Below are 25,015 nucleotides of genomic sequence, written 5' to 3'. Positions count from 1 at the left end.
GAGCGCGCCAAGGCGCGCTCCAAGCCTTGAAATGGGCGGAGGATGTCTCAAGCTTCTTCGGATTCCGAGGCCGGAGCATCGCCGCCTTCGAAGCTGCGCGGGGCGCGGCGACGACGGGGTTTCTTGACCTCTTCCGCGGCGGCCTCGGGGGCCGGAGCGGCGGGGGTCTCGGCCGCCGGAGCGGCTTCGGCCTCGACCTTGGCCTTCGGCTCGGACTTGCGGCCGAGGAACGCCGGGGCGTGGCTGACGGCGCCGTCCTGGCCGCGCAGCACCGGCGAGCTTTCGCTCACCGAGGCCTCGCCGCCGCCCAGCGGGGCGGCTTCCGGCTCGATCACGGCCAGCGGATCACGCTCGCCGCGGTCACGGTCGCGATTGCGGTCACGATCCCGGTCGCGGCGCGAGCGGCGGCCTTCACGGGCCTCGCCCTGGAATTCGCCGCCTTCGGCCGCCGGACGCTCTTCGCGCGGCTGGCGCTCTTCGCGGGGACGGTCGTCGCGCGGCCGATCATCACGGGGGCGGTCATCACGGGGGCGATCGTCGCGGTCGCGGAAGCGGTCTTCGCGGGGACGGTCGTCACGCGGGCGGTCGTCACGAGGACGATCATCGCGCGGACGGTCATCACGGGGCCGATCATCACGGGGACGGTCGTCGCGGCTGCGGTCGCGGTCGTCGCGGTCGCGCCAACGGTCGCGGCGCTGTTCGCCCTGGCCCTGGCCATCGCGGGGACGGTCGTCGCGGTTGCGATCGCGGTCACGGTTCTCGAAGCGGTCGCGGTTGCGGTCGCGGCGTTGTTCGCCCTGACCTTCGCCGCCCTCGCCGCCTTCAGCGCCCTCGGCGGGCGTCTCGACGGCGGCCGGGGCCTCGACGACTTCTTCCGGCTCGGCCTCGAAGTCGATCTCGTACGCCGAGTAGGCGTCCTTGCCGATGATGTCGCTGACCGAACGATTCGGCTGGATGGCGCGCAGCACACGGAAATAGTGCTCGGCGTGCTGCAGGTAGTTCTCGGCCAGCACCCGGTCGCCGGACGACGAGGCGTCGCGGGCCAGCTGCTGGTACTTTTCATAGACGCTCTGGGCCGCGCCGCGGACCTTCACGCCGTCGGGACCGTTCGAATCGAAGGCCCGGTTGGCGTTGTGCTGCTGTGGCTTGCCACCACCGCCCCCGCGGTTGTTGCGGCCACGCTGGCGCTTCATGCCCTTGAAATCTCTCATCTTCTCTTCTGAACCTGTCCGACCGGGAAGCTTTGCCTCGATCGGTATTCGGTCTCTTGAGACTGGGTGGGCCCGTCTCGGGCTCGCCTTCGATGTTCTTGAGACCTGGGTTTCCGTAGAGTCTCCGTCCGGATCGGGCGCGGCTTTCGGCCTCGTCGGCCGTTCGCGCCTGCCGGATGCGTCTGGCGACCGTCGAAACGACCGCTCTTCCCGTCACCCGGCGATTTGGAAGGAGACACCTTTCGTCTAGCGCCTCACGCGGCCGTTTCCAAGGGGTTTTTGAACCCCGTGACAACGCGGTCGTGGGTGGAGAGGTCCTTGACCGTCCGCACGTTCTGCGCGCCGGCCGCCTTGAACAGGATCTCGACGTCCGCCGACTGGTCGAAACCGATCTCGACGCAGAACAGGCCGCCGGGCTTGAGCACCCGCAGAATCTCGGGCGCCAGGGCGCGATAGGCGCTCAGGCCGTCGCTCCCGCCGTCCAAGGCCAGGCGCGGCTCGTGGTCGCGCACTTCGGGCTCCAGGGTGTCGATATGGGCGGTCGGGATATAGGGCGGGTTGGACACCACCACGTCGAACGACGCATCGCCCAGGCCCGTCGTCCAGTCGCCGCGCATCAGCGCCAGGCGGCCGTCGAGATCCAGGTTGGCGGCGTTCTCGCGCGCCACGGCCAGGGCCTCCTCGGAGATGTCGATCCCCAGGCCCTTGGCGGCCGGACGCTCGGCCAGGATGGCCATCAGCATCGAGCCCGAGCCGACGCCCAGGTCCAGCAGGTTGAAGGCCATGGTCTCGGGGAAGGCCTTCAGCACCTCGTCGACGATGACCTCGGTCTCGGGACGCGGGGTCAGCACGTCCTTGGTCACCGACAGCAGGATCTTCCAGAACCCCTTACGGCCGATGATGTGGCTGACCGGCTCGCGGCGGGCGCGGCGCTCCAGATAGTCGTCCAGCGTGGCCACCTGCTCGGCGGTCAGCTCGCGATAGGGGTCGGTGATGATGTCGGTGCGGCTGACGCCGGCGGCGACTTCCAGCATCAGGCGCGCGTCGATGGCGGGCTGATCGATGCCGGCTTCCTTCAGGCGCTCCTTGGCGCCGTTCCAGGCTTTGACGAGAGTGAGGGTCATGGCGGCTCCAATAGCGCGTCGCGGCGGCGAGGGCGAGATTGAGCGCGATACCAGTTTTTGGTATTCTCGGTCTTGGAGGTTCTTGATGAGCAAAAACACCTCGGTCAGCCTCGGCCCGCACTTCCAGACCTTCATCGAAAGCCAGGTGGCCGAAGGCCGCTATGGATCGGCCAGCGACGTCATCCGCGCGGGATTGCGGATGTTGGAAGAGCACGAAGCCAAGCTGGAAGCGCTCCGCGCCGCCCTCGCCGAGGGCGAGGCTAGCGGGTTCATGGAAGAACCGTTCGACTTCGAGGGCTTCATCGCCGAGCTGGAAGCCGAGGCCGAGGCCGAGCAGGAGAAATGAGCGGCTATCGGCTGTCGTTCAAAGCGCGACGCGATATCGACGACATCCGGGCCTATTCCAAAAGCCAGTGGGGCGCCCGCCGAGCCGCAGCCTATCTTCGCGAAATCAAGCGGGCGCTCGACCTTGTCGGCCTGCATCCCGAGGCCGGCCGCCTGGATGACCGCATCTCTTCAGCCTACCGGCGTCACACGGTGGGCTCGCACGTTGTCTTCTACAGGGCCGACCGACAAATGGCGCTGATCGTTCGCATCCTGCACCAGCAGATGGACCCCTCGTCCCACCTCTAGCCCTCGACCACCACCGCATCCCCCTGCCCCACCGCGCCGCCTTCGGTGACGTTCAGGTAGATGCCGCAGAAGGTGTGGCCGTAGTTGTCGAACAGGGCCTTCACCACCTCGATGTCACGCTCGGCGGTGATCGGGTCGACGTGGGTGGCCGCGCAGCGGACGATGGGCTTGAGCACCTGGGCGGTCGCCGCGCCGACGCTCACCGTCTTTCCCGTCCAGTCGTTCTCGGCCCAGGCCGGCCAGCCCTCGACATAGAGGTTGGCGCGGAAGCGCAGGGGATCGACCGGACGCCCGACCTTTTCGGCAAGGTCGCGCACGCTGGCCAGGTTCACGATCGAGACGAAGCCCGACTTGCTGTCCATGAACCGGTGCGCGCCCGGCCCCTCCAGCACCCGCAACGGGCCTCTCGCCTCGTCGCCCAGCAGGGCAGCCAGCCAGGCCTCGAAACCGCGCCGGCCTTCCTCGCCGCGCAGGTCGCCGGCGAAGGCGTCCAGCCCTTCGGCCGAAGCGGTCAGCACGCCGCTTTCCTCGTCATAGGCCGTGCGCGCCTTCGCGACGTGCGGGATCTTGGCTAGCACGGTGAACTTCATCTTCGACAGGTGGCCCGGCGCGGCCGCGTCGAAGCCGCTGGGACCGTCCTCGACCGCATAAAGCCGGTCGCATGGGAAGCAGGCGCCCGCGCTCAGCGTCGCCGCCTCCAGGCGCTCGGGCGTGAAGCCCTTGACGGGATGACGATAGAGCGAGGCGACCTGGGCTTGCATGGCGGCAAGGTGGTCGCGCAACTAGGGCTTGGCAAGATCAAGGAACGCAGCGCCCGCTCGCGAATTTCCCAAGCCCGGGAGGCCCGTTCATGACCGACACCGCGCCGCGACGCCCCATCCGGTCGTGGCTGGCCACGCGGCCCTATCACCTCGCGCCCTGGATCCTGCTGCTGGCGGTCGCGCCGTTCGCCTTCCCCAAGCGGCTGGAGCCGGTCGAGGAGCCCCATGCCCCGCCGCCGGGCCTGTCGGAAGACCGGACCATGCCGCCCGACGAGTTCGACGCCGCCGAGCCCCGGCGCGGCCGCGCCGCCCGGCATCCCTACGTCATCCCCCTGCTCGGCTGGCGCGACATCCTCTGGCGCACCGCCCGCGAGATCAGCGTCGACAAGCTGCCCTCGGTCGCCGGCGGGGTCACCTTCTACACCCTGCTGGCCCTGTTCCCGGCCATAGGCGCCTTCGTCTCGCTCTACGGCCTGTTCGCCGACGTCGGGGCGGTGGAAAAGCAGCTGCAGGAGATGGCCACCGTCTTCCCCGCCAGCGTCGTCCAGATCGTCGGCGAGCAGATGCTGCGCCTGGCCAGCCAGGAGGGAAGCAAGCTGGGCCTGGCCTTCGTGGTCAGCCTGCTGCTGTCGATCTGGAGCGCCAACGCCAGCATGAAGGCGCTCTTCGACGGGCTGAACGTCGCCTATGACGAGGACGAGAAGCGCCATTTCGTCGGCAAGACCCTGCTGACCTATGGCTTCACCCTGTGCGCCCTGGTCTATGCGGTGTTCATCGCCGCGGTGCTGATCGCCCTGCCGATCGCCTTCGAGCGCCTGGGCCTGGGCGCGATCGCCGCCCTGTGGATTCCGCTGCGCTGGCTGACGGTGTGGCTGGTCACCGCCCTGGCCTTCGCCATGCTCTACCGCTTCGCCCCCTGCCGGGCGCGGCCGCGCTGGCGCTGGGTGGTGCTGGGCGCGCTGTTCGGGGCGGCCGCCTGGCTGATCGGCTCGCTGGGCTTCTCGCTCTACGTCAACCGCATCGCCCACTACGACGCCACCTATGGCCCGCTGGGGGCGGTGATCGCCTTCATGGTCTGGGTGTGGTTCTCGATCATGACCGTGCTGATCGGCGCCGAGCTCAACGCCGAGATCGAGCACCAGACCGCCCACGACTCGACCACCGGCCCCGAAAAGCCGATGGGCGCGCGCGGTGCGGCCATGGCCGACACCGTCGGCCTAGCTTTCCACCCCTGGGAGATGATCAAGCGCGAGGCCGGCACGGTGAAGCGCATCGGCGGCCGCTACTGGGGGCATGCGACGCGGATGGGCCGCAAGGAATCGCCGCCGCCCGAGACTTGAGTCCTGAGGCTTGGCGCCGCGCTCGACCCATGGCTTAGCTCGCGGCCATGATCTTCGCCCCCGCGCTCCCCGCCGAACACGACGCCCTCGTCGCCCTGGTCAATTCCGCCTATCGCGGCCAGGGCGCCCAGGCCGGCTGGACCACCGAGGCCGGCTATATCGACGGCCAGCGGATCGACCTGGAAAGCCTGCAAGCCGACCTGGCCGCTTCGCCGGACGCGGTGATCCTGACCGCCCGCGACGACGCGGAAGGCCCGATCCTGGGCTCGGTCTGGTTGGAGCCGGCCGAGCCGGGCGTCTGGTACCTGGGCATGCTGACCATCCGCCCCGACCTGCAGGACCGGCAGTTGGGCCGCACCCTGCTGGCGGCCGGCGAGGCCTTCGCCCGCGAGCGCGGCGCGACCCGCATGCAGATGACCGTGGTCCACATCCGCGACACCCTGATCGCCTGGTACGAACGCCGCGGCTACGCCCTCACCGGCGAAACCCGCCCCTTCCCCCACGGCGACGACCGCTTCGGCAAGCCGCTGCGGGATGATCTGAGCTTCGTGGTGATGGAGAAGGCCATCTGATCCCTCTCCCCTTGCGGGAGAGGGTGGCCTGCGAAGCAGGTCGGGTGAGGGGTCGCACGCACAGAAACGCCGCGAAAGCCGATCAGCTTTCGCGGCGTCTGATTTCTGAGAGACCCCTCATCCGTCGGCTATCGCCGACACCTTCTCCCGCAAGGGGAGAAGGAAACTTAGTCTTCCAAACTCGCCAGGCGCGCGGCCTGGTCCTCGGCGATCAGCGGGTTGATGACGTCGTCCAGGGACTCGCCCTCGATCACCTTGGCCAGATTGTAGAGGGTCAGGTTGATCCGGTGGTCCGTCACCCGACCCTGCGGGAAGTTGTAGGTGCGGATGCGCTCGGAGCGGTCGCCGCTGCCGACCTGGCTCTTGCGGGCGTCGGAGCGGGCGTCGTCCAGGGCCTGGCGCTGCATGTCGTAGAGCCGGGCCTTCAGGTTCTTCATCGCCTTGGCGCGGTTCTGGTGCTGGCTCTTCTCCGAGCTGGTCACCACCACGCCGGTCGGCAAGTGGGTGATGCGCACGGCCGAGTCGGTCTTGTTGACGTGCTGGCCGCCGGCGCCGGACGAGCGGTAGGTGTCGATCCGCAGATCGCTTTCCTTGATGTCGATCTCGACGTCCTCGGCCTCGGGCAGCACCGCGACGGTGGCGGCCGAGGTGTGGATGCGGCCTTGCGCCTCGGTCTCGGGCACGCGCTGCACCCGGTGCACGCCGCTCTCGAACTTCAGCCGGCCGAACACGCCGTCGCCGGTGATCGAGGCGATGATTTCCTTGTAGCCGCCCATCTCGCCTTCGGAGACGCTGTCGACCTCGACCCGCCAGCCCTGGGTGACGGCGTAGCGCTGGTACATGCGGAAGAGGTCGCCGGCGAACAGCGCCGCCTCGTCGCCGCCGGTGCCGGCCCGGACTTCGAGGATGGCCGAAGCGTTCTCGTCCTTGTCCTTGGGAGCCAGCATCAGGGCCAGCTCGCGCTCCAGGATCGGCAGGCGCTCGTCGAGGGCCTCGATCTCGTCGCGGACCATGGCGGCCATCTCGGGATCGGCGGCCATCTCGTCCAGCTCGGCGCGCTCGGCGCTCAGCTTGGCCAGGCGCTCGACGGCCTCGGCCACCGGCCGCAGCTCGGCGTGCTCCTTGGAGAGCTTGACGATCTCGCCGCCGTCGGTGGCCGCGCCCATGCGGGCCTCCACTTCGCGGAAACGGTCGAGAACCTGGTCGAGGCGGGCCTGGGGCAGTCGCAAGGGAAGAGATCGCACGGCTGAAGGATGGGGCCGGCTTCTCTAGGCCCTTTCCAGAGGGAAGGGAATGGAGGCGCGGCCAAGCCGTCGGCTGCTGACGCCCACCGTCATCAGTATCGTTTGAAAACTTACCGGACTGGGATTAGCTAGTCGTAGAGCCGGCCGCGCGACGCGGTCTGCCCAGGGAAACGCCCATGTCCTTTTCGATCCACCACGTCACGGCCACCGCCTTCACGCGCGGCCTGACCACGCTGTCGAACCTGCTCGACAAGGCCAAGGCTCATGCGGAAGCCGCCGGCGCCGACCCGGACGCCTTCGTCCAGGCCCGCCTTTTCGAAGACATGCTGCCGCTGGCCGGCCAGATCCAGCGCGCTTCCGACGCGGCCCGCGGCGCCATGGCCCGCTTAAGCGGCGGCGTCGCCCCGCCGATGACCGACGACGAGACCACCTTCGCCCAGCTGCAGGATCGCGTGGCCCGCAGCCTGGCCTATGTGCAAAGCGTTCCGGCCGAAGCCTTCGAAGGGGCCGAGACCCGCGAGGTGGTGTTCCCCGCCGGGCCGCTCACCCTGGGCTTTTCCGGGCTGGACTACCTGCTGGAGTTCGCCCTGCCGAACTTCCAGTTCCACGTCGTGACCGCCTACGACATCCTGCGCCATCACGGCGTGCCGCTGGGCAAGCGCGACTACCTGAACCTCGGCGCGGAACGGGTGCGGGCGGCCTAGAGCCGCCCGCCAGCCTTATCGCGTCTTCCAGTCGGCCAGGGGCGTCGAGGCCTGCGCCGCAAGCGCGGCCTCGGCGCCCGCGTCACCCAGCACCTTGGCCTTCAGGAAGGCCACGCTCAGCGCCGAGGCCTCGGGAAAGCCGAGCGCCTGGGGCTGATAGGACATGCTGTGGCCGACGCCCTTGCCAACCCACAGGTACTTGCCCCCGGCCGCGCTGGTGTCGAACGGATAGAGGTGCTCATGCCAGTCCTCGATCATGCCGGGCAGAACATCCTTGTCGCCGGTGATCATCAGCATGGGTCCCTTGACGCCCTGATAGGCGGTCGGACCGATCAGGCCCTTGATGACGCCCGGGCTGGAGAAGCACAGCACGGCCTTGGTGCGCGGGTCCTGGGCCGGGATCATCCCCTCCAGCGCCCCGCCCCGGATCAGCGACATCAGCGAGCCGTAGGAGTGGCCGGCCGAGGCCGTCGGCAGGCCCGGCGCGGCCTTGGCGGCGTAGTCGGCGGCCGCCGCCAGGTCAGCCAGGCGCAGCGGGAAGGCCGCGCGCAGGTCGAGGCGATTGGGGTTCTTCTGGGAATCGACATGCAGCGGCGCGACCACCATGAAGCCGGCCTGGCTCCACAGGTCGAACAGCGCGCCGTAGGCGGCCGGCCAGCCGCCCGCCCCGTGCGAGAAGATCACCACGCCCTTGGGCGCGTCCGGGCGCACGATGGTCAGTTCGACGTCGCGGTCGCCGACCTTGAGGGTGGTGGTCGAAGTCGCCGCCGCGGCGTGCGCCAGGGCCGGCGCGGCGGCGAAGGCCAGGGTCGCCGCCAGCAGGCCGCGGCGGTTGAGGATAAGCTTGGTCACGGAAAGCCCCACAATCGTTTAGCGAGCAGGCTTCGCCGGTTCGCGTCGATTGTCCAGGCTCAGTAGGCCGGCCGCACCTCGATGGCGCTCACCTGCCTCGCCGAGCGCGAGGGCTTCCTGTCGCCGTCCACCACCACCCGGTAGGGACCCTCGCGGGCGTCCAGCGGCTGGCCGTTCTTGCGGTCGGCGATGACCACCGGATTGTCGCGGTAGAACGGGTCGGTCTCGGCCAGCGACAGGATCGAGGTGTAGCCGTCTGCCGCCTTCACGATCACCACCTGGTTCAGGTAGCGGCCCATCAGCCGGTCGCCGTGCACCACGCCGGCCTGGACCAGGGCGGCGTTCAGCAGCACGCCCTCGTAGACCGCGCTCTTGCCGCCCTCGACCATGGTCGCCTTGCCGCGCGGCAGGGCGGCGAAGTCGGCCGGGGTCAGCACGATGCTGTCGCGGCCCTGCACGGTCACCTTGATGTCCTGGGCCCAGGCCGAAGGCGCGAAGGCGGCGGGGGCGAGCGCCAGGACGGCGGCGGCGAAGGCAGATGCGAAGGAGGGGGCGAGACGCATGGATAGTCTCCTGAACGGGCCCCGATCTGACCCTCCGCGCGGCGTCGGCGCAAGGTCAGTCGACCGCGTCGCTCGCCGGCGCCACGCCGCGTTCGTCGAGCTTCTGGTCGATCCGCGTCAGCAGGCGAATGACATACCCTAAGGCCATGAACTCGATGATCCGGATATTGGCGTCCCGCATGGGAAAGCGTCCTGGCCAGAACGCATCGCTGATCATCACGAAGAACATCACGCCGGCGACCAGGAAGCAGCAGACGGCGATGAAATTCGCCGAGCTGCGACGAGCTCGATCCTTGTTCACTCCACTGTCCCCGTTACTGATTCAGCAACGGTCATTTCGCCACGACCAGGCCAGCAGTCCAGTTTCGAAAGATATCGGGCGCCTCACCCCCGCCAGTCGAAGACCAGCGGCCTGAAGGCGAACGCCAGGTCGCGCGGCGCGGTCTTGGGCGCGTGGCCGCCGCCGAAGATCGTCGGATACAGCGACACGACCAGCAACACGGCCATGGTGATGTTGAAGCCGCGCAGCACCGCCGGCCGGTCGAGGAACCGGCGCAGGGCCATGCCGAAGCCGGCCCAGGCGGCGCTGCACGGCGCGCCGACCAGCATGAACAGGCCCGCCAGCATCGGCACGACCAGGATCGAACCGCCTTCCGGCGCGTAGGTGGTCACCGCGCCCAGGGCCATGGCCCAGGCCTTGGGATTGACCCACTGGAAGGCCGCCGCCGCCCAGAACCCCATCGGGCCGCCGCCCGCTTCGCGCTCTGAAATTCCCCGAGCCGTACCGATCTTCCAGGCCAGCCACAGCATGTAGCCCGCCCCGACCCAGCGCAGGATCTCGTGCAGCACCGGCCAGGCCTTGAACACGCCCGACAGCCCAAAGCCCATGGCCAGCACCATCGCCCCCAGGCCCAGGCTGATCCCCAGGATGTGCAGGATCGTGCGGCGGAACCCGAAGTTCGCGCCCGAGGCCAGCAGCATCATGTTGTTGGGACCGGGCGTGCCGGCGGTGGCGAAGGCGAACAGAACGAAGGCGAGGATCAGTTGCGGGGTCATCGAGACCTCCCTGGACAGGAATGTCACGGTGATGATTTTGATTGATCTACGAGTCAAAACTTATATTGATACAGTGACAATGTAGCTGGAGCGCCCGATGGCCGCCGCCTGGACCCCCGCCCTGCCCGATGGCGACGCCCCGATCTACGAGCGCCTGGTCGAGGCCCTGCGCGCCGACGTCGCCTCCGGCGCCCTGCCGGCCGGAACCCGGCTGCCGCCGCAGCGCGATCTGGCCCATCGGCTGGGCCTGGGCCTGGGCACCGTCACCCGCGCCTATGTCGAGGCCGAGAAGGCCGGACTGGTCAGCGCCCATGTCGGCCGGGGCAGCTTCGTCAACGCGCCCGGCGCGATCGGCTCGCCGCGCCGCCGCGAGGGGCCGATCAACCTGGCCCAGAACGTCGCCCTCAACTGGCCGGCCTCGCGGGTGATCGGCGAGACCATGCAGCGCCTGCGCCGCCGCCCCGACCTCGCCGACCATCTGGACTATTCGCCCGCCGCGGGACTGGAGCGGCATCGTCGCGCCGCCGCCGAGTGGCTGGCCCGCAGCGCCGGCTTCGAGACCGCCGACTGGAAACGTCTCGTCTGCTGCGCCGGCGCCCAGCAGGGCCTGGCCCTGGCCTTCGGCGCGGTGGCGCGGCCCGGCGACGCGGTGCTGTGCGAGGCCTCGACCTTCCACGGCATCCGCGCCCTGGCCGCCCACGCCGGCTATCGCCTGAAGGGCGTGGCCATGGACGACGAGGGCTTGGTCCCCGACGCCCTGGAAGCCGCCGTCGCCGCCACCGGCGCGCGGGTGGTCGCCGTGCTGCCCACCCTGCAGAACCCTACCGGGCGGATCATGTCGCTGGCCCGGCGCGAGGCGATCGTCGCGGTCGCCCGTCGCCTCGACCTGATCCTGATCGAGGACGACATCTACGGCGCCTATGCGCCCAGCGCCCCGCCGCCCCTGGCCATGCTGGCGCCCGAGCGGACGTTCCACGTCTCCGGCGTGTCCAAGACCCTGGCCCCGGGCCTGCGGGCCGGCTTCGTCATCGCCCCCGACGACGCGGCCCTGGAGCGGATCCTCGAGACCATGCGGGCCATCGCCTACGCCCCGCCAGGCTTTGGCATGCTGATCGCCGGCCAGTGGATCGAGGACGGCACGGCCGACGCCATCCTGGCCGAGATCCGCGAGGAGACCGCCGCCCGCGTCGCCCTGGCCCGCTCGATCCTGGGCAACGCCCTTTCCGGCCCGGCCACCCCGACCGCGCCGCACCTGTGGCTGCCGATGAGCGAGCTGGAGGCCGAGCGCCTGGCCGGCCGCGCCCTGCGCGGCGGCGCCGAGGTCACCCCGCCCGCCGCCCCGATCGTCGAGCCGGGCCTGGTCACCGGCGTGCGCCTGGCCCTGGGCGCGGCGGCCGACCGGGTCGAGCTGGAAGAGGGCCTGCGGATCGTCGCCGCCGCCCTGGCCGACGTCGACGAGCGCGCCCGACCGGTGATCTGAGGCCGTTGATCTGAAGCCGCCCCCTCCGGAAACAGGAAACCCGGCGACGCATGGCGTCGCCGGGTCCTTGCGTCACAGCCGAAGGCGCGAGCGCCTACTGCTGGTACATGCTGGCGCTGCTGGCGCCGCCCTTGGTCTTCAGACCTTCCTGCAGGCGCTTGACGAAGGCCTCGATATTGGCCCGCATCGCCGCCTCGTTGGCCTTGCGCAGTCGCTCGACGGCCAGCAGGGACTCGCCGAAGTGAGCCGTGCCCGTAGCCGCGACGGTGTCGTCGAACACCGGCGCGCCGCCGGCGACCGGAATGGCGCTGTAGCGCACCTTCGAGGTCACCGACATGTCGATGCCGGCCATCGGCCGCTGCAGGTCGACGATGCTGGCCTTCAGTTCCAGCGAAGCCTTGTCGCTGCTGTCGGCCAGATAGTTCAGGCCCTTCAGCGAGGTCTCCAGCGCCACCTTGAAGTCCTTGTCGGAGACGTTGGACATCCACAGCGGGTTGGTCTCGCCGCCGCCCTGGACGGCGGCCACGCGGAACGCCTTGTAGCCCGGCGCGCCGGGCGCGACGGCCGGAACCGTGCTGGCGGTGATGGTCATCTGCTCGGGCTTGGAGGCGCTGGCGCAGGCGGCCAGGGTCAGCAGGCCCGCGCCGACCAGGGCCGCGCGCGAGACGCGGGCGAAGGTGCGGAGCGCGCTCACGGCGTGCCGCTCGCGGCGGCCGGGGCGGCGGCGGCTTCAGCCGCGGGCGCCGCGGCGACTTCCGGCTCCAGCACCACCTTCAGCGGGTTGGGCGTCAGGTCGTTGAGCGCGCCGCTCGAGGCGTCGACGCCCATGCCGATGATGCCGCCGGCCAGGACGTTGCCGGCCAGGGCCGCGCCGCCGCCGCCGCTCATCTTGCTGACGACTTCCGAGGTGTGGGTCTTGTAGCCGGCCTTGGTCACCGTGACCGTGAAGCCTTCCTTGCGGGGCAGCTTCAGGGTGCAGGGCGTCGACGGGCAGGAAAAGCCCGTCGAGGTCTTCACCTCGGCCGGCGGCGAGGATTCGACGGTGAACGACTGGGTGGTGCCGCGCGTGACGGTGGCGCACGCGCTCAGGGAGGCCGCCGCCAGGAACAGCGACGCGCCGCGAAGATAGGTGTTCATGATAGCCCCCAACTCAAAGTTACAGGGCTCAACCTAGACGCGGTCAATTGCACAGTCTAGCTGCAACATAGTGTCGTTATCGAAATAATTCAAACCGACAGGAGGCGGCGACAGCCAGCACGCCCTTGAAAAATTGAAGCTTTTGCGACGACGTCGGCGAGAGGCTCTCCCGCCGCCCGCTCTACTCCGCCGCGATCGCCTTGGCGGCCTGGGCCGCCTGCAGCTCGGCGGCCTTCTTCTCCACGAGCTCGACGATGTGGTCGATCATGCCCTCGTTGGACTGCTTGTGGTCGGGCTTGCCGGCCATGTAGACCATGCCCGCCCCAGCGCCGCCGCCGGTGAAGCCGATGTCGGTCATCAGCGCCTCGCCCGGGCCGTTGACCACGCAGCCGATGATCGACAGCGACATCGGCGTGGCGATATGGGCCAGGCGCTCTTCCAGCTGCTCCACCGTCTTGATGACGTTGAAGCCCTGACGGGCGCAGGACGGACAGGCGATGATGTTGACGCCGCGGTGGCGCAGGCCCAGCGACTTCAGGATGTCGAAGCCGACCTTGATCTCTTCCACCGGGTCGGCGGCCAGGCTGACGCGGATGGTGTCGCCGATGCCGGCCCACAGCATCGAGCCCATGCCGATGGCGCTCTTCACCGTGCCGGTGCGCAAGGCGCCGGCCTCGGTGACGCCCAGGTGCAGCGGGCAGTCGATGCGTTCCGACAGCTGGTGATAGGCCGCCACCGTCATGAACGGATCGGACGCCTTCACGCTGATCTTGAACTCGTGGAAGTCATGGTCCTGCAGGATGCGGGCATGGTTCAGCGCGCTCTCGACCATGGCGTCGGGGCACGGCTCGCCGTACTTTTCCAGCAGTTCGCGCTCCAGCGAGCCGGCGTTGACGCCGATGCGGATCGAGCAGCCGTGGTCCTTGGCGGCGTTGACGACGTCGCGCACGCGGTCGGGGCTGCCGATATTGCCCGGATTGATCCGCAGGCAGGCCGCGCCAGCCTGGGCCGCCTCGATGCCGCGCTTGTAGTGGAAGTGGATGTCGGCCACGAGCGGCACCTTCGCCTCGCGGGCGATGGTCTTGAAGGCCGCGGTGCTGTCGACGTCCGGGCAGCTGACGCGAACGATGTCGGCGCCGGCCTCTTCCAGCTGGCGGATCTGATTCAGCGTCGCGGCGGCGTCGCTGGTCAGGGTGTTGGTCATCGACTGCACCGAGATCGGCGCGTCGCCGCCCACCTCGACGCTGCCGACGCGGATCTTGCGCGACTTGCGGCGCTCGATCATGCGCCAGGGACGAACGTGGGTGTGGTCAGCGGCCATGGCGCCAGTCTAGTGGGTCTTGGTGACGGATAGAAGGCCCGAGCGCGAAGGCTTCGACCAAAGACCCTATTGCGGCTTGGCCGGCGCCGGGGCGACGGGCTTCGGCGCAACCGGAACCAGCTTGGCCAGCGGCGTCTGCGGGGCCGACAGGCGCGTCGTCAGCACGCCGCCGACGAACACGTCCACGGCGCCCGGCTCGGCGATATCGGCCACCAGGCCCGGCGTGCGCGGGGCGCGGAAGGCGTCGCCCGCCGACAGCCAGCGGGTGAAGTAGACCGCGCCATCGGCGCCGCGCACCACCAGCGAGGTCGACTTGCGGGCCTGCAGGATGACGCCCGACGAGTCGGCCGGAGCCGCGCCGTATATCGCGCCCTTGGACTTGAACGGCGCGCCGAGATTGGCGATCGCCTCGGGCGCGGCCTGGGCCTCGGCTTCCTTGCGGGCCTTGGCGGCGGCGGCCACGGCGTCGGCCGAACCGCCGGCGGCGGCGGCGGCTTCCAGGCCGGGGGTCACATAGGGCGTCGGGGTGGTCGATTCGACCGGAGCCGGCAGCGGCGCGCCGAGCGACACCGAGCCGCCGCCGTCGCCACCAGCGCCGCCGGCGGCGACGGCCGTCGGGGCGCTGGGCGGAACCGCGCCGGCGGCCACCTGGGCCTTGGGCTCGGCGTCATGGGTCATGGCGCGCTGGGCGACGTTCCACAGCACGATGGCGCCGCCGACCAGCAGGCCGCCGGCCAGCAGCAGGCCCAGGCGCGGGTCGCGCTGGCGATGCACGCCGATCGGCGCGCGCAGGGGCTCGACGTCGTCGTGGGCTTCCAGCTTGAAGCGGGCCACGGCGGCCTCGGCGTCCAGGTGCAGCAGGTTGGCCACGGCCTTGATGTAGCCGATGGTGAACGGCCGCGAGGGCAGTTCGTCCAGGCGCATGTCCTCCAGCGCCTCGACATAGGCCTGGCGGATGCGGGTGGCGTCGGCCACGTCCTGCAAGGTCATGCCGTGGAACAGGCGAGCGGCGCGCAGGGCTTCGCCCAGGTCGACGCCGTGATCGACCGAAGGCTGACCGGCCGTCACGGCCCCAGCCTCGTCCCGGTCGCCCTCGGCGACCAGACTCAAATGACTCACCCTGCCCGTGTCGAGCGGCATGACGAACAGATCACCCCAGAAAATTCGCGTCGCACGAGAGTCCGACCGATCTTGCGCCGACTCTAGCCGGCCTTTGTTAACATTTGATTGTGGATATCAAAGTAAGTAGCCGGATTCAATGCACTAAACTTGGCCGCAGGGTTAACGCGCCCTCAGTCTAGACGGCGACATAGAGCTTCCTGGCCAAGGTTTCGATCTCGCCCCGCAAGGACCCGCCGGACCCTTTCAGCAGAGCTTCGACGTTGCGGCGGGCGGCCTCGCGGTCGCAGGACAGCACCATCTGCTTGACGGGACCGATGCCGGCCGGGGGCATCGACAGGCGGTCGAAACCCAAGGCCACCAAGGCGAAAGCCTCCAGCGGACGGCCCGCCATCTCGCCGCACACCGACACCGGCGTGCCGGTGTCCTCGCAGGCCTGCTGGATGGTCTTCAGCGCCCGCAGAGCCGCCGGCGACAGCGGGTCGTAGCGGTCCGACACCCGCGGATTGCCCCGGTCGGCGGCGAACAGGTACTGCATCAGGTCGTTGGTGCCGACCGAAACGAAGTCGGTCATCGGCAGCAACGCGTCCAAATGCCACAGAAGCGACGGAGCCTCGACCATCGCCCCGACGTCCAGGCGGGCCGGCGCGGGACGGCCGCGCTTGAGGGCCCAGGCCACTTCCTGGTCGACGAAGGCGCGGGCGGCGCGGAACTCGTCCACATTGGCCACCAGCGGGAACATGATCCGCAGCTCGCGGCCGGCGGCGGCCTTGATCAGGGCGCGGATCTGCAGACGCAGCAGGGCCGGACGGTCCAGCCCCATGCGCACGGCGCGCCAGCCCAGGGCCGGATTGTCCTCGCGCTCCAGCTCCATGTACGGCAGCAGCTTGTCGCCGCCGAGGTCGAGCGTGCGGAAGGTCACCGGCATGCCGTTGGCGGCCTCCAGCACCTTTTCGTAGAGCGACGTCTGGGCCTCCAGCCGCGGCATCTCCTCGGCGACCATGAACTGGAACTCGGTGCGGAACAGGCCGATGCCCTCCGCGCCCGTTTCGCCCAGGATGTCGAGATCGACGGCCAGGCCCGCGTTCATCAGCAGGGTGATCTTCGAGCCGTCGCGGGTGAAGGCCGGCGTGTCGCGCAGGCGGGCGAACTCGGCCTTGCGCTGGGCGCGGACCTCCATCCGGGCCTTGAGGGCCTTCACGACGTCGGGGCGCGGGCGCAGCCAGGCCTCGGCCGTCTCGGCGTCGACCACCACCGGGTCGCCCTCGCTGACCCGGTCGCGCAGGCCGGCCAGGCGGCCGACGCACGGGATGTCGAGCGCCCGGGCGACGATGCCGGCGTGGCTGGCGGCCGAGCCTTCTTCGAGCAGAATGCCCTTCAGTTTGGTGCGGTCGTATTCCAGCAGGTCGGCGGGACCCAGGTTCCGCGCGATCAGGATGGCGTCCTCGGGCAGCTGGCGCACGGCGTGGACATCGCCCGACAGGTGCCGCAGCAGCCGGTCGTTGAGGTCTTCCAGGTCGTGCAGCCGCTCGCGCAGATAGGGATCGCGGGCTTGGCCCAGGCGCGCGCGGTGCTCGGAGCGCACGCGCTCCACCGCGGCTTCCGCCGTCAGGCCGGAGCGCACGGCCTCTTGCAGCCCCCGGTTCCAGCCCCGGTCGTGGGCGAACAGGCGATAGGTGTCGAGCACCTCGTAGCTGGCGCCGACCAGGCCGTGCTGGCCGTCCAGCATCTCGTCGATCTGGGTCTGCAGGGCCTCGATGGCCCATTTCAGCCGGGCCTCCTCGGCCAGGGCGTCGTCCGACAGCAGTTGTTCAGGGGCCACCGGCTGCTCGTGCAGCACGGCGACGCCGTAAGCCAGGCCCTCGGCGAAGCGCGCGCCCTTCAGCCGCTCGGGCTTGTGCGGCGCCAGCTCGACGTCCTTGAGCTCGTCCGCGCCCAGGAGCTCGCTGGAGCTGACCATCTCGGCCAGCACCATGGCGATGATCTGCAGGTCCTCGACCTCTTCGTCCTCATAGACCCGCTCGGTGCGGTTCTGGACGACGAGCACGCCGATGGCCCGGCCGCCGCGCAGCAGCGGCACCGCCAGGAAGGCGTGGTAGGGATCTTCGCCCGTTTCCGGACGATAGGAGAACGACGGGTGGCTGGCGGCGTCCGACAGGTTCAGCGGCCGGCCCAGGCGCATGGTCTCGCCGACCAGGCCTTCGCCCGGCTTCATCCGCGTCACGTGGACGGCGTCGCGCGACAGGCCCTCTGTGGCGAAGAGCTCGAGATCCCCGGACGCGCGGCGCAGATAGATCGAGCAGACTTCCGCGACCATCGAGACGGCGATGGTGCGCACCACCATGTCGAGCTTGGCCTGGGCGGGTCCGCCGCCGGCCATGGCCTCGCGGATCTGGCGAAGCAGGCTTCTGGGTCCTCGAACGGCGATGCCGGGGCCTGCCATGTCGCCTGTCGTGCGCTCCCTTGGTTCCGACGCGTCGAAGCACGTCGTCCTGTCATGCGCGCTATAGCAGATTTCGCGCGCCGCACAGTGAGCGCGGTGTTTTTCCTCGACCCTTAAGCGCAAAAAACGCCGCCCCTCCGGAAAGGGGCGGCGTCTTGCCTAGCTTGTCAGCGGCCAAGCTTTAGCGGCGCTGACCGTAATAGTCGTAGCGGCTGTCGTAGCGATCGCGATGGTCGCGACGGTCGTAGCGGTCGTTATAGCCGTAGCGGGTGTCGCTGTAGTAAGGGCGACGCTCGTCATAGCGGCTGCTGTAGCGGTGATGACGCTTGTCCTTGGCGGTGGCCGCGCCGATGGCGCCGCCGGCCAGGGCGCCGACCGCGATCGCGCCGCCGTCGCCGTCGCCCAGCATGGCGCCGGCCGCGCCGCCCAGGACCGCGCCCAGGATCGCGCGCTCGGTCTTGTTGCTCTTGCCGCGATCGCCGGCGAAGGCGGCCGTGGCGGGCAGGACCAGCGCGCCGGCGATGGCGGTGCTGATGGCGATCTTGCTGAACTTACCGAAGGTCTTCATGGCAGTGCTCCTTGTTCCAGAAGCGTCGCCAAACCCGGAGGCGGCGCTGTTGAGGACGTTTATGAGCCTTGCCGTTTGAACCCGACCTGAACGCGCCTGTTCATGTTGGTGTCAGGTTTGGGTCCGCCTTTCTGAACCACTTTTCCCCGTAAAATCCCCGCGAAAGCGGGGACCCAGGTGTTTTATCGTCGAGCGCCACGGGTTTCAGAAAAAGCCTGGGTCCCCGCTTTCGCGGGGATTTTACGGTGAGGGGTAGGCTATTCCCCCGCGTGCGCCGCCCCGGGCCGATGCAGACGCACCGACCACAGCACGCCCGCCAGCATCAGCACGATGGCCGACCATTCCAGCACGTGCGGCCAGCGGCCCTCGTGCAGGAAGCCGTAGAGCAGGGCGAACAAGGTCTCGAACACGATCAGTTGGCCCGACAGCGACAGCGGCAGCAGGCGGCTGGCCCCGTTCCACAGGCCGTTGCCGATCACCGAGGCCCCGATGGCGACGGCGAAGCTGACCATCCAGAACCAGCCCCAGGCGGCGGGCGCATGCACCTTGCCGCCCATCAGGAAGGCCGGAACCACCAGCACCAGCGACAACAGCCCCGTGACCAGGCCCGTCAGCAGCGACCACTCGTGGCTGCTGAACTTCGGCGTCGCGGCCAGGCGACGGGCGTTCCAGACGGCGTAGGCGGTCCACACCGCCAGGGCCAGGGTCGCGCCCAGCACGCCGAGGATCAGCTTGCCGACCGGAACCTCCGACGGCGTCGTGAACACCGCCACATTGATGCAGACCCCGCCGGCGATGATCAGGGCCAGCGGCGCGGCCAGGGCGCGCAGCGGGGCCCCCTCGCCTTTCCGGGCGCCGGCCAGGGTGATGGTCACGGGCAACAGGCCGATGATCAGCGAGGCCAGGGCAACCCCCGCCGTCTGCACCGCCACCGACAGGCCCACATAGTAGACGAGGTTGCCCAGCAGGCTCAGCCCGGCGAGATCCCGCCAGTCGCGGCGGTCCATCCGCGCCATCACCGACCTCCAGCTCGGGGCCAGCAGCACGGCGGCGGCCAGGCCGTAGGCGATGTAGCGTCCGGCGGTCATCTGCAGCGGCGTGAACGCCTCCAGCAGCTTCGGCGCCAGGAACACCCCGCCCCAAAGCGCGCCGGCGATGAGACCGTAGAGAAGACCGAGCAGAAGGTTCCGGGGACTGATCATGTCCCCGGACCTAGCAGGCGCGCGATCCCCTGGCTTTGGCGAAAGCTCCCGAAGACCGGGCGAAGGCTCCCGCCTCAGCCGGCCAGGGCGTTGGCCCGGGCGATCGCGCCCAGCACGTGGGCGCTGGGCTTGGGCGTTCGCGCGAAGGTCTTCCGGTCGACGGCGACCAGGCCGAACTTCTGGGCGTAGCCCTGGTACCATTCGAAATTGTCGAGCAGGGACCAGTGGATGTAGCCCAGCACCGGAACGCCCTCGTCGATCGCCTGCTTCAGGCTGGCCAGGGCCGGCGGGATGAAGGCCGCGCGCAGGCGGTCGTCCTGGGTGCTCAGCCCGTGCTCGGTGACCAGGATCGGCCGTTTGGTCGCCTCGTGGACGTAGCGCACCGAACCGCCCAGCGAGGCCGGATAGATCTCGGTGTGCATGTCGCTCTGCGGCGCGTCGTGCGGCGGCGGCAGGGTTCCGTTTTCGTCGATCTGGGTGCGGACATAGTTCTGCACGCCCACGAAATCGTCGTCGCGCGCCGCCTCCAGCCAGACGCCGTAGGCCGCCGCCCGCTTGGCGTCGCGCTTGCTATTCGGACCCACCGCCTGGTCGTCGGCCACCGACAGGCTCATCCCCACCGGCAGGTCGCCGCGCACGGCCTTGATCGCCGCCCTGCCCTGGCGATGGGCGGCCACGAGGTTGGGGACCATCGGCGCGAACTCCTCGGCCCGGAACATGAAGCCGCCGGGGAAGCTCGCCGCGCCCGCCGCCTTGGCCGCCGCCGCGCGGTTGGCCGCCTTCTGGTCGTAGGCCTTGGCCGGGATCGGCGTCCACAGCAGCAGGGCGGGCAGGTTCGGCTCGTTCAAGGTCACGGCGTAGCCGATCTCTCCGCCCAGATGGCGCATGGCCCGGTCGCAGAAGGCCGCGAACAGGGCCGCCGAGTCGGCGCTGGTCCAGCCGCCCGCCGCCGTGAACCAGCGCGGGCACGAGAAGTGGTTGAAGGTCACCACCGGCGTCAGGCCCCGCGCGCGGCAGCCCTCGATCATCGCCTTGTAGTGGTCGAGCATGGCGATCGAGACCAGGCCCCGCTCCGGCTCGATCCGGCTCCATTCCAGCGAGAAGCGGTAGGTGTTCAGCCCCAGGGCCTTCACCAGGTCGAGATCTCGCGGCCACAGCGCGAAGCTGTTGACCGCATCGCCCGACGGCTCGGCGAAGCCGCGCGGCTCGACGTTCTCCATCAGCCAGAAGTCGCTGGCGACGTTGTTTCCCTCGATCTGGTGGCCGGCCGTCGAGGCGCCCCACAGGAAGCGGTCGGGGAACTTGGGCGAGGCCGCCAGGGCCTTGCCGGCCGGCAGGGCGGCCAGGGCCGCGGCCTGCAGCATCAGGGTGCGACGATCCACGATTTCCTCTCCCATGTTTTTCCAACATGGGCGGCGGTCGAGGCTTCGGATCCAAGTCGATAGGCTGTGGCGAGCGATAGATTTACCGCTACCATCGCCCCTTTCGCCAGGCGGCCGGCGTGACGCCCAGCACCGCCTTCATCCGCCGCGTCAGGGTGCTCTGGTCGCCGTGACCGGTGCGGACGGCGATCTCGGCGATGGAAAGCGCCGGGTCGTCGAGCAGGCGCTGGGCGGCCCGCAGCCGCGCGTCGGTCAGGGCCGCGTGCGGGGTCGCGCCGTAGGCGGCGGCGAAGCGGTCGAAGAAGCGGCTCTGGCTCATGCCGGCCTCTGCCGCCAGGTCGCGGACGGTCAGCGGCTGGTGGTAGCGGGCCTCGATCATCGCCGCGGCGCGGGCCAGGCGCGGATCGACGGCGATCGGGCCGCTCGACAGGCCGCGCAGCAGGAGCGGCGTCCACAGCCCCGCGACGCCGTCGTCGATCCCGCCCGGCGCCTCGCCCGACAGAAACGACAGCAGGCCGCGCACCGGGCTGGTGACGCAGGCGAACGGCTTTTCGCGCAGGCGCTCGAACGGCGCCATCAGGGAGGACCCGATGTCGGCCACCACGAACAGGTTCTCGCCGTCGGCGGCGCAGACGTGGCGCGTGCCCGGCGGAATCACCGCCGCGCTGCCAGGATCGACCCGGCCGCCCCGGCCGTCGATCTCGATCTCCAGCACGCCGCGACGCGGCAGCACGATCTGGTCGAAGTCGTGGGCGTGCGAGATGGCCTCGACGCTGTAGCGGCGAAAGGACAGCTCGGCGGGGGCGGTCAGGTCGTGGCCCATGGTGATGTTGTAGCGCCGGGAACGGATGCGTCCCACCCGCCGCATCGACAAAAATCCCGCCTCCCTAGGCCTCGTGCCTAGGGCCCATGGCCGCGCCAGGCTGTGCGCCACAGGACGCTCTCCGCCAATGTGGCCGCCAAGGACACGGAACTCAGGAACAACGGAAGCATGGATCCTGGGCACAGGGCCCAGGAAAGCAAAGGAGGGCGTCAGCCGTGACCCGGCAGGGCCAGGGGCTCCTCGGCGTCCATGACCAGGCGGCGGGCCTGCTCCAGGGCCGCGTCGATGTCGCTCTCGATGAACTCGACCTGCAGGTCAGTCAGCGGGTGCGGCGCGGCGACGACGTCGCGCAGATAGTCGCGCTTTTCCGGCTCGGTCATGGTCCACCAGCCGACGGTGTGGCCTTCCTCGATCACGGCGTCGCCCATGGCCAGCAGGTCGTCGGTGTCGAAGATCGGCTGGCCGGGCTTTTCAGGGAACCACTGGCCATCGTCCGGCAGGGCCTGGTCCAGCTGGCGCAGCAGCGCCGCCAGCCACGGGCTGACCAGCAGCGGCTTTTCGTAGCCGTCGCCGAACTTGGCGCGCAGCAGCAGATCGTAGAGCAGCTCGAGGCCGGCGTCGCCGTGGAAGGTGACGGTCTTGGCGGCGGGGTCGAACTTGAAGACGTCGGACATGGGACTCTCGAAGGCTACCTGATCCTCATAACGTCCGAAGACGACGTTTTGTAGAAGGTCAGGTCGTCGGTTTGCCAGGTTCGAAGCTGACGCTGGCCTTCAGGCATCGCAACAGCCCGCCGGTCCCCAGAATAGGATTGATGGCGAAGTCGAGCTGATCGCCAGCCGCGTCGATCGTCAGCCGCTCCACGATAGCGCCGGCGTGGTCGGTATCTTCGAGATCGATTTTAACGAGGCCATCCAGGCGGAACGTCGCAACGAAGTGCTTTTCGAGCTCGAAATAGCCGCGGGCGTCGACGCGATCGGTCATACTCCAGCCGTGCATGACCAGCACGGCCTCGGTGGGGAAGTCGATCTTCAGCGACAGAACGTAACCGTCGTGGAAGCCGGGCGCCCGGCCAAACCAGTCGACGAGGTCCTGGAAGCCGTCGATGCGTCTCCAGGCCCCGTCCATGGGTATCTTACAGCTGGTCCAGGCCGTACACGGCGTGCAGGGCGCGGACGGCCAGCTCGGTGTAGGCCGCGTCGATCAGGACCGAGATCTTGATCTCCGAGGTCGAGATGACCTGGATGTTGATGTTCTTCTCGGCCAGGGCCGCGAACATCGACTGGGCGACGCCGGCGTGCGAACGCATGCCCACGCCGATCACCGACACCTTGGCGACGTCCTCGTTGACGGCCACGTCCTCGAAACCGATCTCGACCTGGGCGGCGCGGACGATCTCGACGGCGCGGGCGGCGTCACGCTTGCCGACGGTGAACTCCATGTTGGCGGTGTCGGCGCTGCGGGCGCGCGACTGCACGATCATGTCGACGTTCACATTGGCGTCGGCCAGACGACCGAAGATCTGCGAGGACACGCCCGGATGGTCGGGCAGGCCCAGCAGGGTGATCTTGGCTTCGTCGCGGCTGTAGGCGACGCCCGAGACGATGCGCTTTTCCATGATTTCTTCCTCGTCGCAGACGATCGTACCTTGGCCCGGGGCTTCGCCCGGCTCGACGAAACTCGACAGCACCCGCACCGGGACGCGATGGGCCATGGCCATCTCGACCGAACGGGTCTGCAGCACCTTGGCCCCCAGCGAGGCCATTTCCAGCATCTCTTCGTAGCTGATCTTGGCCAGGCGCTTGGCCTTGCTCTCGATCCGCGGGTCGGTGGTGTAGACACCATCGACGTCGGTGTAGATGTCGCAGGCGCCCTTCACCGCGGCGGCGATGGCCACGGCGCTGGTGTCCGAACCGCCACGGCCCAGCGTGGTGATGCGCTGCTTGCTGGTCACGCCCTGGAAGCCGGCGATGACGGCGATCTCGCCGGCCTCGAAGCAGGCTTCCAGATTGGCCGGCGGAATGTCCTCGATGCGGGCGCTGCCGTGCGCCTCGTTGGTGAGGATCGGCACCTGCCAGCCCAGGAACGAGCGGGCCTTGTGGCCCATGTTGCGCAGGGTCATGGCCAGCAGGCCGGCGGTCACCTGCTCGCCCGACGCCACGACGGCGTCGTACTCGTCGTCAGACGCGGGAAGGCCCGCGGCGGCGCGGCCGGCTCCGTCCGTCCAGGCGACCAGCTCGTTGGTCTTGCCCGACATGGCGGAAACGACGACGGCGACCTGCTTGCCCGTGGCGACTTCCGCGGCGACCAGGCGCGCCACCCGGCGGATGCGCTCCAGGTCGGCCACCGAGGTGCCGCCGAACTTCATCACCAGACGTGACACGTCTCTAAATCCTCGAACCAAAGCGGTTTTTTCTTGCGCCTTCGCGGCCGGAACCCGTCCTTCCGCGCAAGCCCGCGCCTTCTAGCGGGGCCTTGGCGCAACGGCAATGTCGCGGATGTGTCTTTTTTCTCGGGATGGGGCGAGGATTTGACGCAGGGCGCAACCTGACTGACTATCTACCTGTCCACAGACGATCGGAAAGCGCCATGTCGCCCGAGGTCGAACGCCTGCTGGCCGGCCAGACCACCGTCGCCGGCAAGATCCGCGCCCTGGCCGCCGCCGGCTACAAGCGCGCCGACATCGCCCGCATCCTTGGCAAGCGCTACCAGCATGTGCGGAACGTGCTCGAGGAGGCCCGTCCGGCTGAGACGGTCGCGCCGATAGGAATGGCCGAAGGCGACGCCGGAGCCTTTGTCCACGATCGGCCGAAGAGCTACCGATTGGAACTCAGGAACGGATCGCTGACGCTTCCACCCGAGGTGCTCGCGGCGCTCGGCGCTGGAGCGAACGGCGTGATCATCGCCGAGCTGGATGGTGAGTTCTTCAAGCTCATCAGCCTTCCGGAGTCCGTGCGTCGTCTGCAGAACTGGGTGGCGAGCTTCGCTATCCCCTCCGACAAACTGGCGTCCGATGAGTTGATCGAAGATCGCCGCCGAGAGGCCGCTCAGGAGGAAGAGGAAGCCCGGGCCTGGGAGGCTCAACGCCGCCATGACGACTGAATTCATCATGGATTGCTCCGCCGTCCTGGCGATCCTGTTTGGCGAATCCGGCCAGGATCGCGCCGCCGCGGCGCTCAAGGACGCCCGGATATCCACCGTCAACCTGGCTGAAGTGGTCACTAAGCTGATCGAGCGCGGCGCAACGCCTTCGGACGTCGAAGGCCGCCTCTCGACGCTGGCGCTGAACATCGCTGACTTCGATGGCGACCTCGCCATCCAGGCCGGCCTTCTGCGCACCGCCACCCGCCACAAGGGCCTGTCGCTCGGCGACCGCGCCTGCCTCGCCCTGGCCATGCGGGAGGGCCTCCCCGTCATGACCGCCGATCGGGCCTGGAGCGATCTGGACCTGCCGGTCGAAGTCGTGCTCATACGCTGACC

General features: G+C 69.3%; 28 protein-coding genes. 8 read left to right on the top strand and 20 right to left on the bottom strand.

The window, feature by feature from the left end:
* Positions 1-47: 47 nt before the first annotated feature.
* Complete coding sequence (locus AC2YHT_RS03045) at positions 48-1,211, bottom strand: DUF4167 domain-containing protein (RefSeq protein WP_487288116.1); 1,164 nt, start codon at positions 1,209-1,211, stop codon at positions 48-50.
* Positions 1,212-1,465: 254 nt separating this feature from the next.
* On the bottom strand, positions 1,466-2,335 hold the full coding sequence (gene prmC / locus AC2YHT_RS03040; RefSeq protein ID WP_487288115.1) for a peptide chain release factor N(5)-glutamine methyltransferase: 870 nt from the start codon (positions 2,333-2,335) through the stop codon (positions 1,466-1,468).
* A gap of 82 nt (positions 2,336-2,417) precedes the next feature.
* Between prmC and AC2YHT_RS03035 the strand changes: the two genes are divergently transcribed.
* Complete coding sequence (locus tag AC2YHT_RS03035; RefSeq protein ID WP_487288114.1) at positions 2,418-2,681, top strand: type II toxin-antitoxin system ParD family antitoxin; 264 nt, start codon at positions 2,418-2,420, stop codon at positions 2,679-2,681.
* On the top strand, positions 2,678-2,968 hold the full coding sequence (locus tag AC2YHT_RS03030; protein ID WP_487288113.1) for a type II toxin-antitoxin system RelE/ParE family toxin: 291 nt from the start codon (positions 2,678-2,680) through the stop codon (positions 2,966-2,968). Before AC2YHT_RS03035 ends, AC2YHT_RS03030 begins: the two co-directional genes overlap by 4 nt.
* Here the strand turns inward: AC2YHT_RS03030 and AC2YHT_RS03025 are convergent.
* The gene (locus AC2YHT_RS03025; RefSeq protein WP_487288182.1) at positions 2,965-3,729 is read right to left on the bottom strand and encodes an MOSC domain-containing protein; all 765 of its coding nucleotides are present in this window, start codon (positions 3,727-3,729) and stop codon (positions 2,965-2,967) included. The two genes, AC2YHT_RS03030 and AC2YHT_RS03025, sit on opposite strands and share 4 nt — an antisense overlap.
* Before the next feature lie 89 nt (positions 3,730-3,818).
* On the opposite strand from AC2YHT_RS03025, the gene AC2YHT_RS03020 reads away from it, so the two are divergent.
* A complete protein-coding gene (locus tag AC2YHT_RS03020; protein WP_487288112.1) occupies positions 3,819-5,069 on the top strand; it encodes a YihY/virulence factor BrkB family protein in 1,251 nt (416 codons plus the stop codon).
* Between the two features lie 47 nt (positions 5,070-5,116).
* Entirely contained in the window at positions 5,117-5,641 is a 525-nt protein-coding gene (locus tag AC2YHT_RS03015) for a GNAT family N-acetyltransferase (protein WP_487288111.1), read from the top strand.
* Positions 5,642-5,808: 167 nt separating this feature from the next.
* On the opposite strand, the gene prfA is transcribed toward AC2YHT_RS03015, so the two are convergent.
* Positions 5,809-6,870 carry a peptide chain release factor 1 gene (gene prfA / locus AC2YHT_RS03010; RefSeq protein WP_487288110.1) on the bottom strand — a complete coding sequence of 354 codons (1,062 nt, stop codon included), beginning with the start codon at positions 6,868-6,870 and terminating at the stop codon, positions 5,809-5,811.
* Between the two features lie 191 nt (positions 6,871-7,061).
* Here prfA and AC2YHT_RS03005 point away from each other — a divergent pair, with 191 nt between their 5' ends.
* Positions 7,062-7,589 (top strand): DUF1993 domain-containing protein, encoded by a 528-nt coding sequence (locus AC2YHT_RS03005; protein WP_487288109.1) that lies wholly within the window; start codon positions 7,062-7,064, stop codon positions 7,587-7,589.
* Positions 7,590-7,604: 15 nt separating this feature from the next.
* On the opposite strand, the gene AC2YHT_RS03000 is transcribed toward AC2YHT_RS03005, so the two are convergent.
* The 4 genes from AC2YHT_RS03000 to AC2YHT_RS02985 all read right to left on the bottom strand — a co-directional run bounded on the left by AC2YHT_RS03000 (position 7,605) and on the right by AC2YHT_RS02985 (position 10,060).
* Complete coding sequence (locus AC2YHT_RS03000) at positions 7,605-8,441, bottom strand: alpha/beta hydrolase (RefSeq protein ID WP_487288108.1); 837 nt, start codon at positions 8,439-8,441, stop codon at positions 7,605-7,607.
* Positions 8,442-8,500: 59 nt separating this feature from the next.
* Positions 8,501-9,004 carry a molybdopterin-dependent oxidoreductase gene (locus AC2YHT_RS02995; protein ID WP_487288107.1) on the bottom strand — a complete coding sequence of 168 codons (504 nt, stop codon included), beginning with the start codon at positions 9,002-9,004 and terminating at the stop codon, positions 8,501-8,503.
* 55 nt (positions 9,005-9,059) lie between these two features.
* The gene (locus AC2YHT_RS02990; protein ID WP_487288106.1) at positions 9,060-9,305 is read right to left on the bottom strand and encodes a hypothetical protein; all 246 of its coding nucleotides are present in this window, start codon (positions 9,303-9,305) and stop codon (positions 9,060-9,062) included.
* A gap of 83 nt (positions 9,306-9,388) precedes the next feature.
* Positions 9,389-10,060, bottom strand: a complete 672-nt coding sequence (locus tag AC2YHT_RS02985) for a LysE family translocator (protein WP_487288105.1) — start codon at positions 10,058-10,060, stop codon at positions 9,389-9,391.
* 97 nt (positions 10,061-10,157) lie between these two features.
* Here AC2YHT_RS02985 and AC2YHT_RS02980 point away from each other — a divergent pair, with 97 nt between their 5' ends.
* Positions 10,158-11,540, top strand: coding sequence for an aminotransferase-like domain-containing protein (locus tag AC2YHT_RS02980; RefSeq protein ID WP_487288104.1), 1,383 nt, complete (start codon positions 10,158-10,160; stop codon positions 11,538-11,540).
* A gap of 94 nt (positions 11,541-11,634) precedes the next feature.
* On the opposite strand, the gene AC2YHT_RS02975 is transcribed toward AC2YHT_RS02980, so the two are convergent.
* The 12 genes from AC2YHT_RS02975 to AC2YHT_RS02920 form a co-directional block, all read right to left on the bottom strand.
* Positions 11,635-12,234, bottom strand: a complete 600-nt coding sequence (locus AC2YHT_RS02975) for a hypothetical protein (RefSeq protein WP_487288103.1) — start codon at positions 12,232-12,234, stop codon at positions 11,635-11,637.
* Positions 12,231-12,677: a translation initiation factor 2 gene (locus AC2YHT_RS02970; RefSeq protein WP_487288102.1), complete on the bottom strand. Its 447-nt coding sequence runs from the start codon at positions 12,675-12,677 to the stop codon at positions 12,231-12,233. Before AC2YHT_RS02970 ends, AC2YHT_RS02975 begins: the two co-directional genes overlap by 4 nt.
* A gap of 181 nt (positions 12,678-12,858) precedes the next feature.
* Positions 12,859-13,998, bottom strand: a complete 1,140-nt coding sequence (gene ispG / locus AC2YHT_RS02965) for a flavodoxin-dependent (E)-4-hydroxy-3-methylbut-2-enyl-diphosphate synthase (protein WP_487288101.1) — start codon at positions 13,996-13,998, stop codon at positions 12,859-12,861.
* Between the two features lie 66 nt (positions 13,999-14,064).
* Positions 14,065-15,117: a helix-turn-helix domain-containing protein gene (locus AC2YHT_RS02960; protein ID WP_487288100.1), complete on the bottom strand. Its 1,053-nt coding sequence runs from the start codon at positions 15,115-15,117 to the stop codon at positions 14,065-14,067.
* A gap of 178 nt (positions 15,118-15,295) precedes the next feature.
* On the bottom strand, positions 15,296-17,560 hold the full coding sequence (ptsP, locus tag AC2YHT_RS02955; protein ID WP_487288099.1) for a phosphoenolpyruvate--protein phosphotransferase: 2,265 nt from the start codon (positions 17,558-17,560) through the stop codon (positions 15,296-15,298).
* Between the two features lie 181 nt (positions 17,561-17,741).
* Positions 17,742-18,128, bottom strand: coding sequence for a hypothetical protein (locus AC2YHT_RS02950; protein ID WP_487288098.1), 387 nt, complete (start codon positions 18,126-18,128; stop codon positions 17,742-17,744).
* 257 nt (positions 18,129-18,385) lie between these two features.
* The gene (locus AC2YHT_RS02945; protein WP_487288097.1) at positions 18,386-19,330 is read right to left on the bottom strand and encodes a DMT family transporter; all 945 of its coding nucleotides are present in this window, start codon (positions 19,328-19,330) and stop codon (positions 18,386-18,388) included.
* A gap of 74 nt (positions 19,331-19,404) precedes the next feature.
* Entirely contained in the window at positions 19,405-20,712 is a 1,308-nt protein-coding gene (locus AC2YHT_RS02940; RefSeq protein ID WP_487288096.1) for a family 1 glycosylhydrolase, read from the bottom strand.
* An 88-nt stretch (positions 20,713-20,800) separates the two neighbouring features.
* A complete protein-coding gene (locus tag AC2YHT_RS02935; protein ID WP_487288095.1) occupies positions 20,801-21,580 on the bottom strand; it encodes a helix-turn-helix domain-containing protein in 780 nt (259 codons plus the stop codon).
* 164 nt (positions 21,581-21,744) lie between these two features.
* Positions 21,745-22,209, bottom strand: coding sequence for a hypothetical protein (locus AC2YHT_RS02930; RefSeq protein ID WP_487288094.1), 465 nt, complete (start codon positions 22,207-22,209; stop codon positions 21,745-21,747).
* 58 nt (positions 22,210-22,267) lie between these two features.
* Complete coding sequence (locus tag AC2YHT_RS02925) at positions 22,268-22,663, bottom strand: hypothetical protein (RefSeq protein WP_487288093.1); 396 nt, start codon at positions 22,661-22,663, stop codon at positions 22,268-22,270.
* Between the two features lie 7 nt (positions 22,664-22,670).
* Positions 22,671-23,918, bottom strand: a complete 1,248-nt coding sequence (locus AC2YHT_RS02920) for an aspartate kinase (protein WP_110120202.1) — start codon at positions 23,916-23,918, stop codon at positions 22,671-22,673.
* A gap of 206 nt (positions 23,919-24,124) precedes the next feature.
* Here AC2YHT_RS02920 and AC2YHT_RS02915 point away from each other — a divergent pair, with 206 nt between their 5' ends.
* Entirely contained in the window at positions 24,125-24,637 is a 513-nt protein-coding gene (locus tag AC2YHT_RS02915) for an AbrB/MazE/SpoVT family DNA-binding domain-containing protein (protein WP_487288092.1), read from the top strand.
* Positions 24,627-25,013, top strand: a complete 387-nt coding sequence (locus tag AC2YHT_RS02910) for a type II toxin-antitoxin system VapC family toxin (RefSeq protein WP_487288091.1) — start codon at positions 24,627-24,629, stop codon at positions 25,011-25,013. Before AC2YHT_RS02915 ends, AC2YHT_RS02910 begins: the two co-directional genes overlap by 11 nt.
* Positions 25,014-25,015: the final 2 nt, after the last annotated feature.

Source organism: Caulobacter sp. SRI_008 (assembly GCF_057586355.1).
Note: the sequence above shows the minus strand (reverse complement) of the source record. Positions and strands in the feature narration are given on the sequence as shown.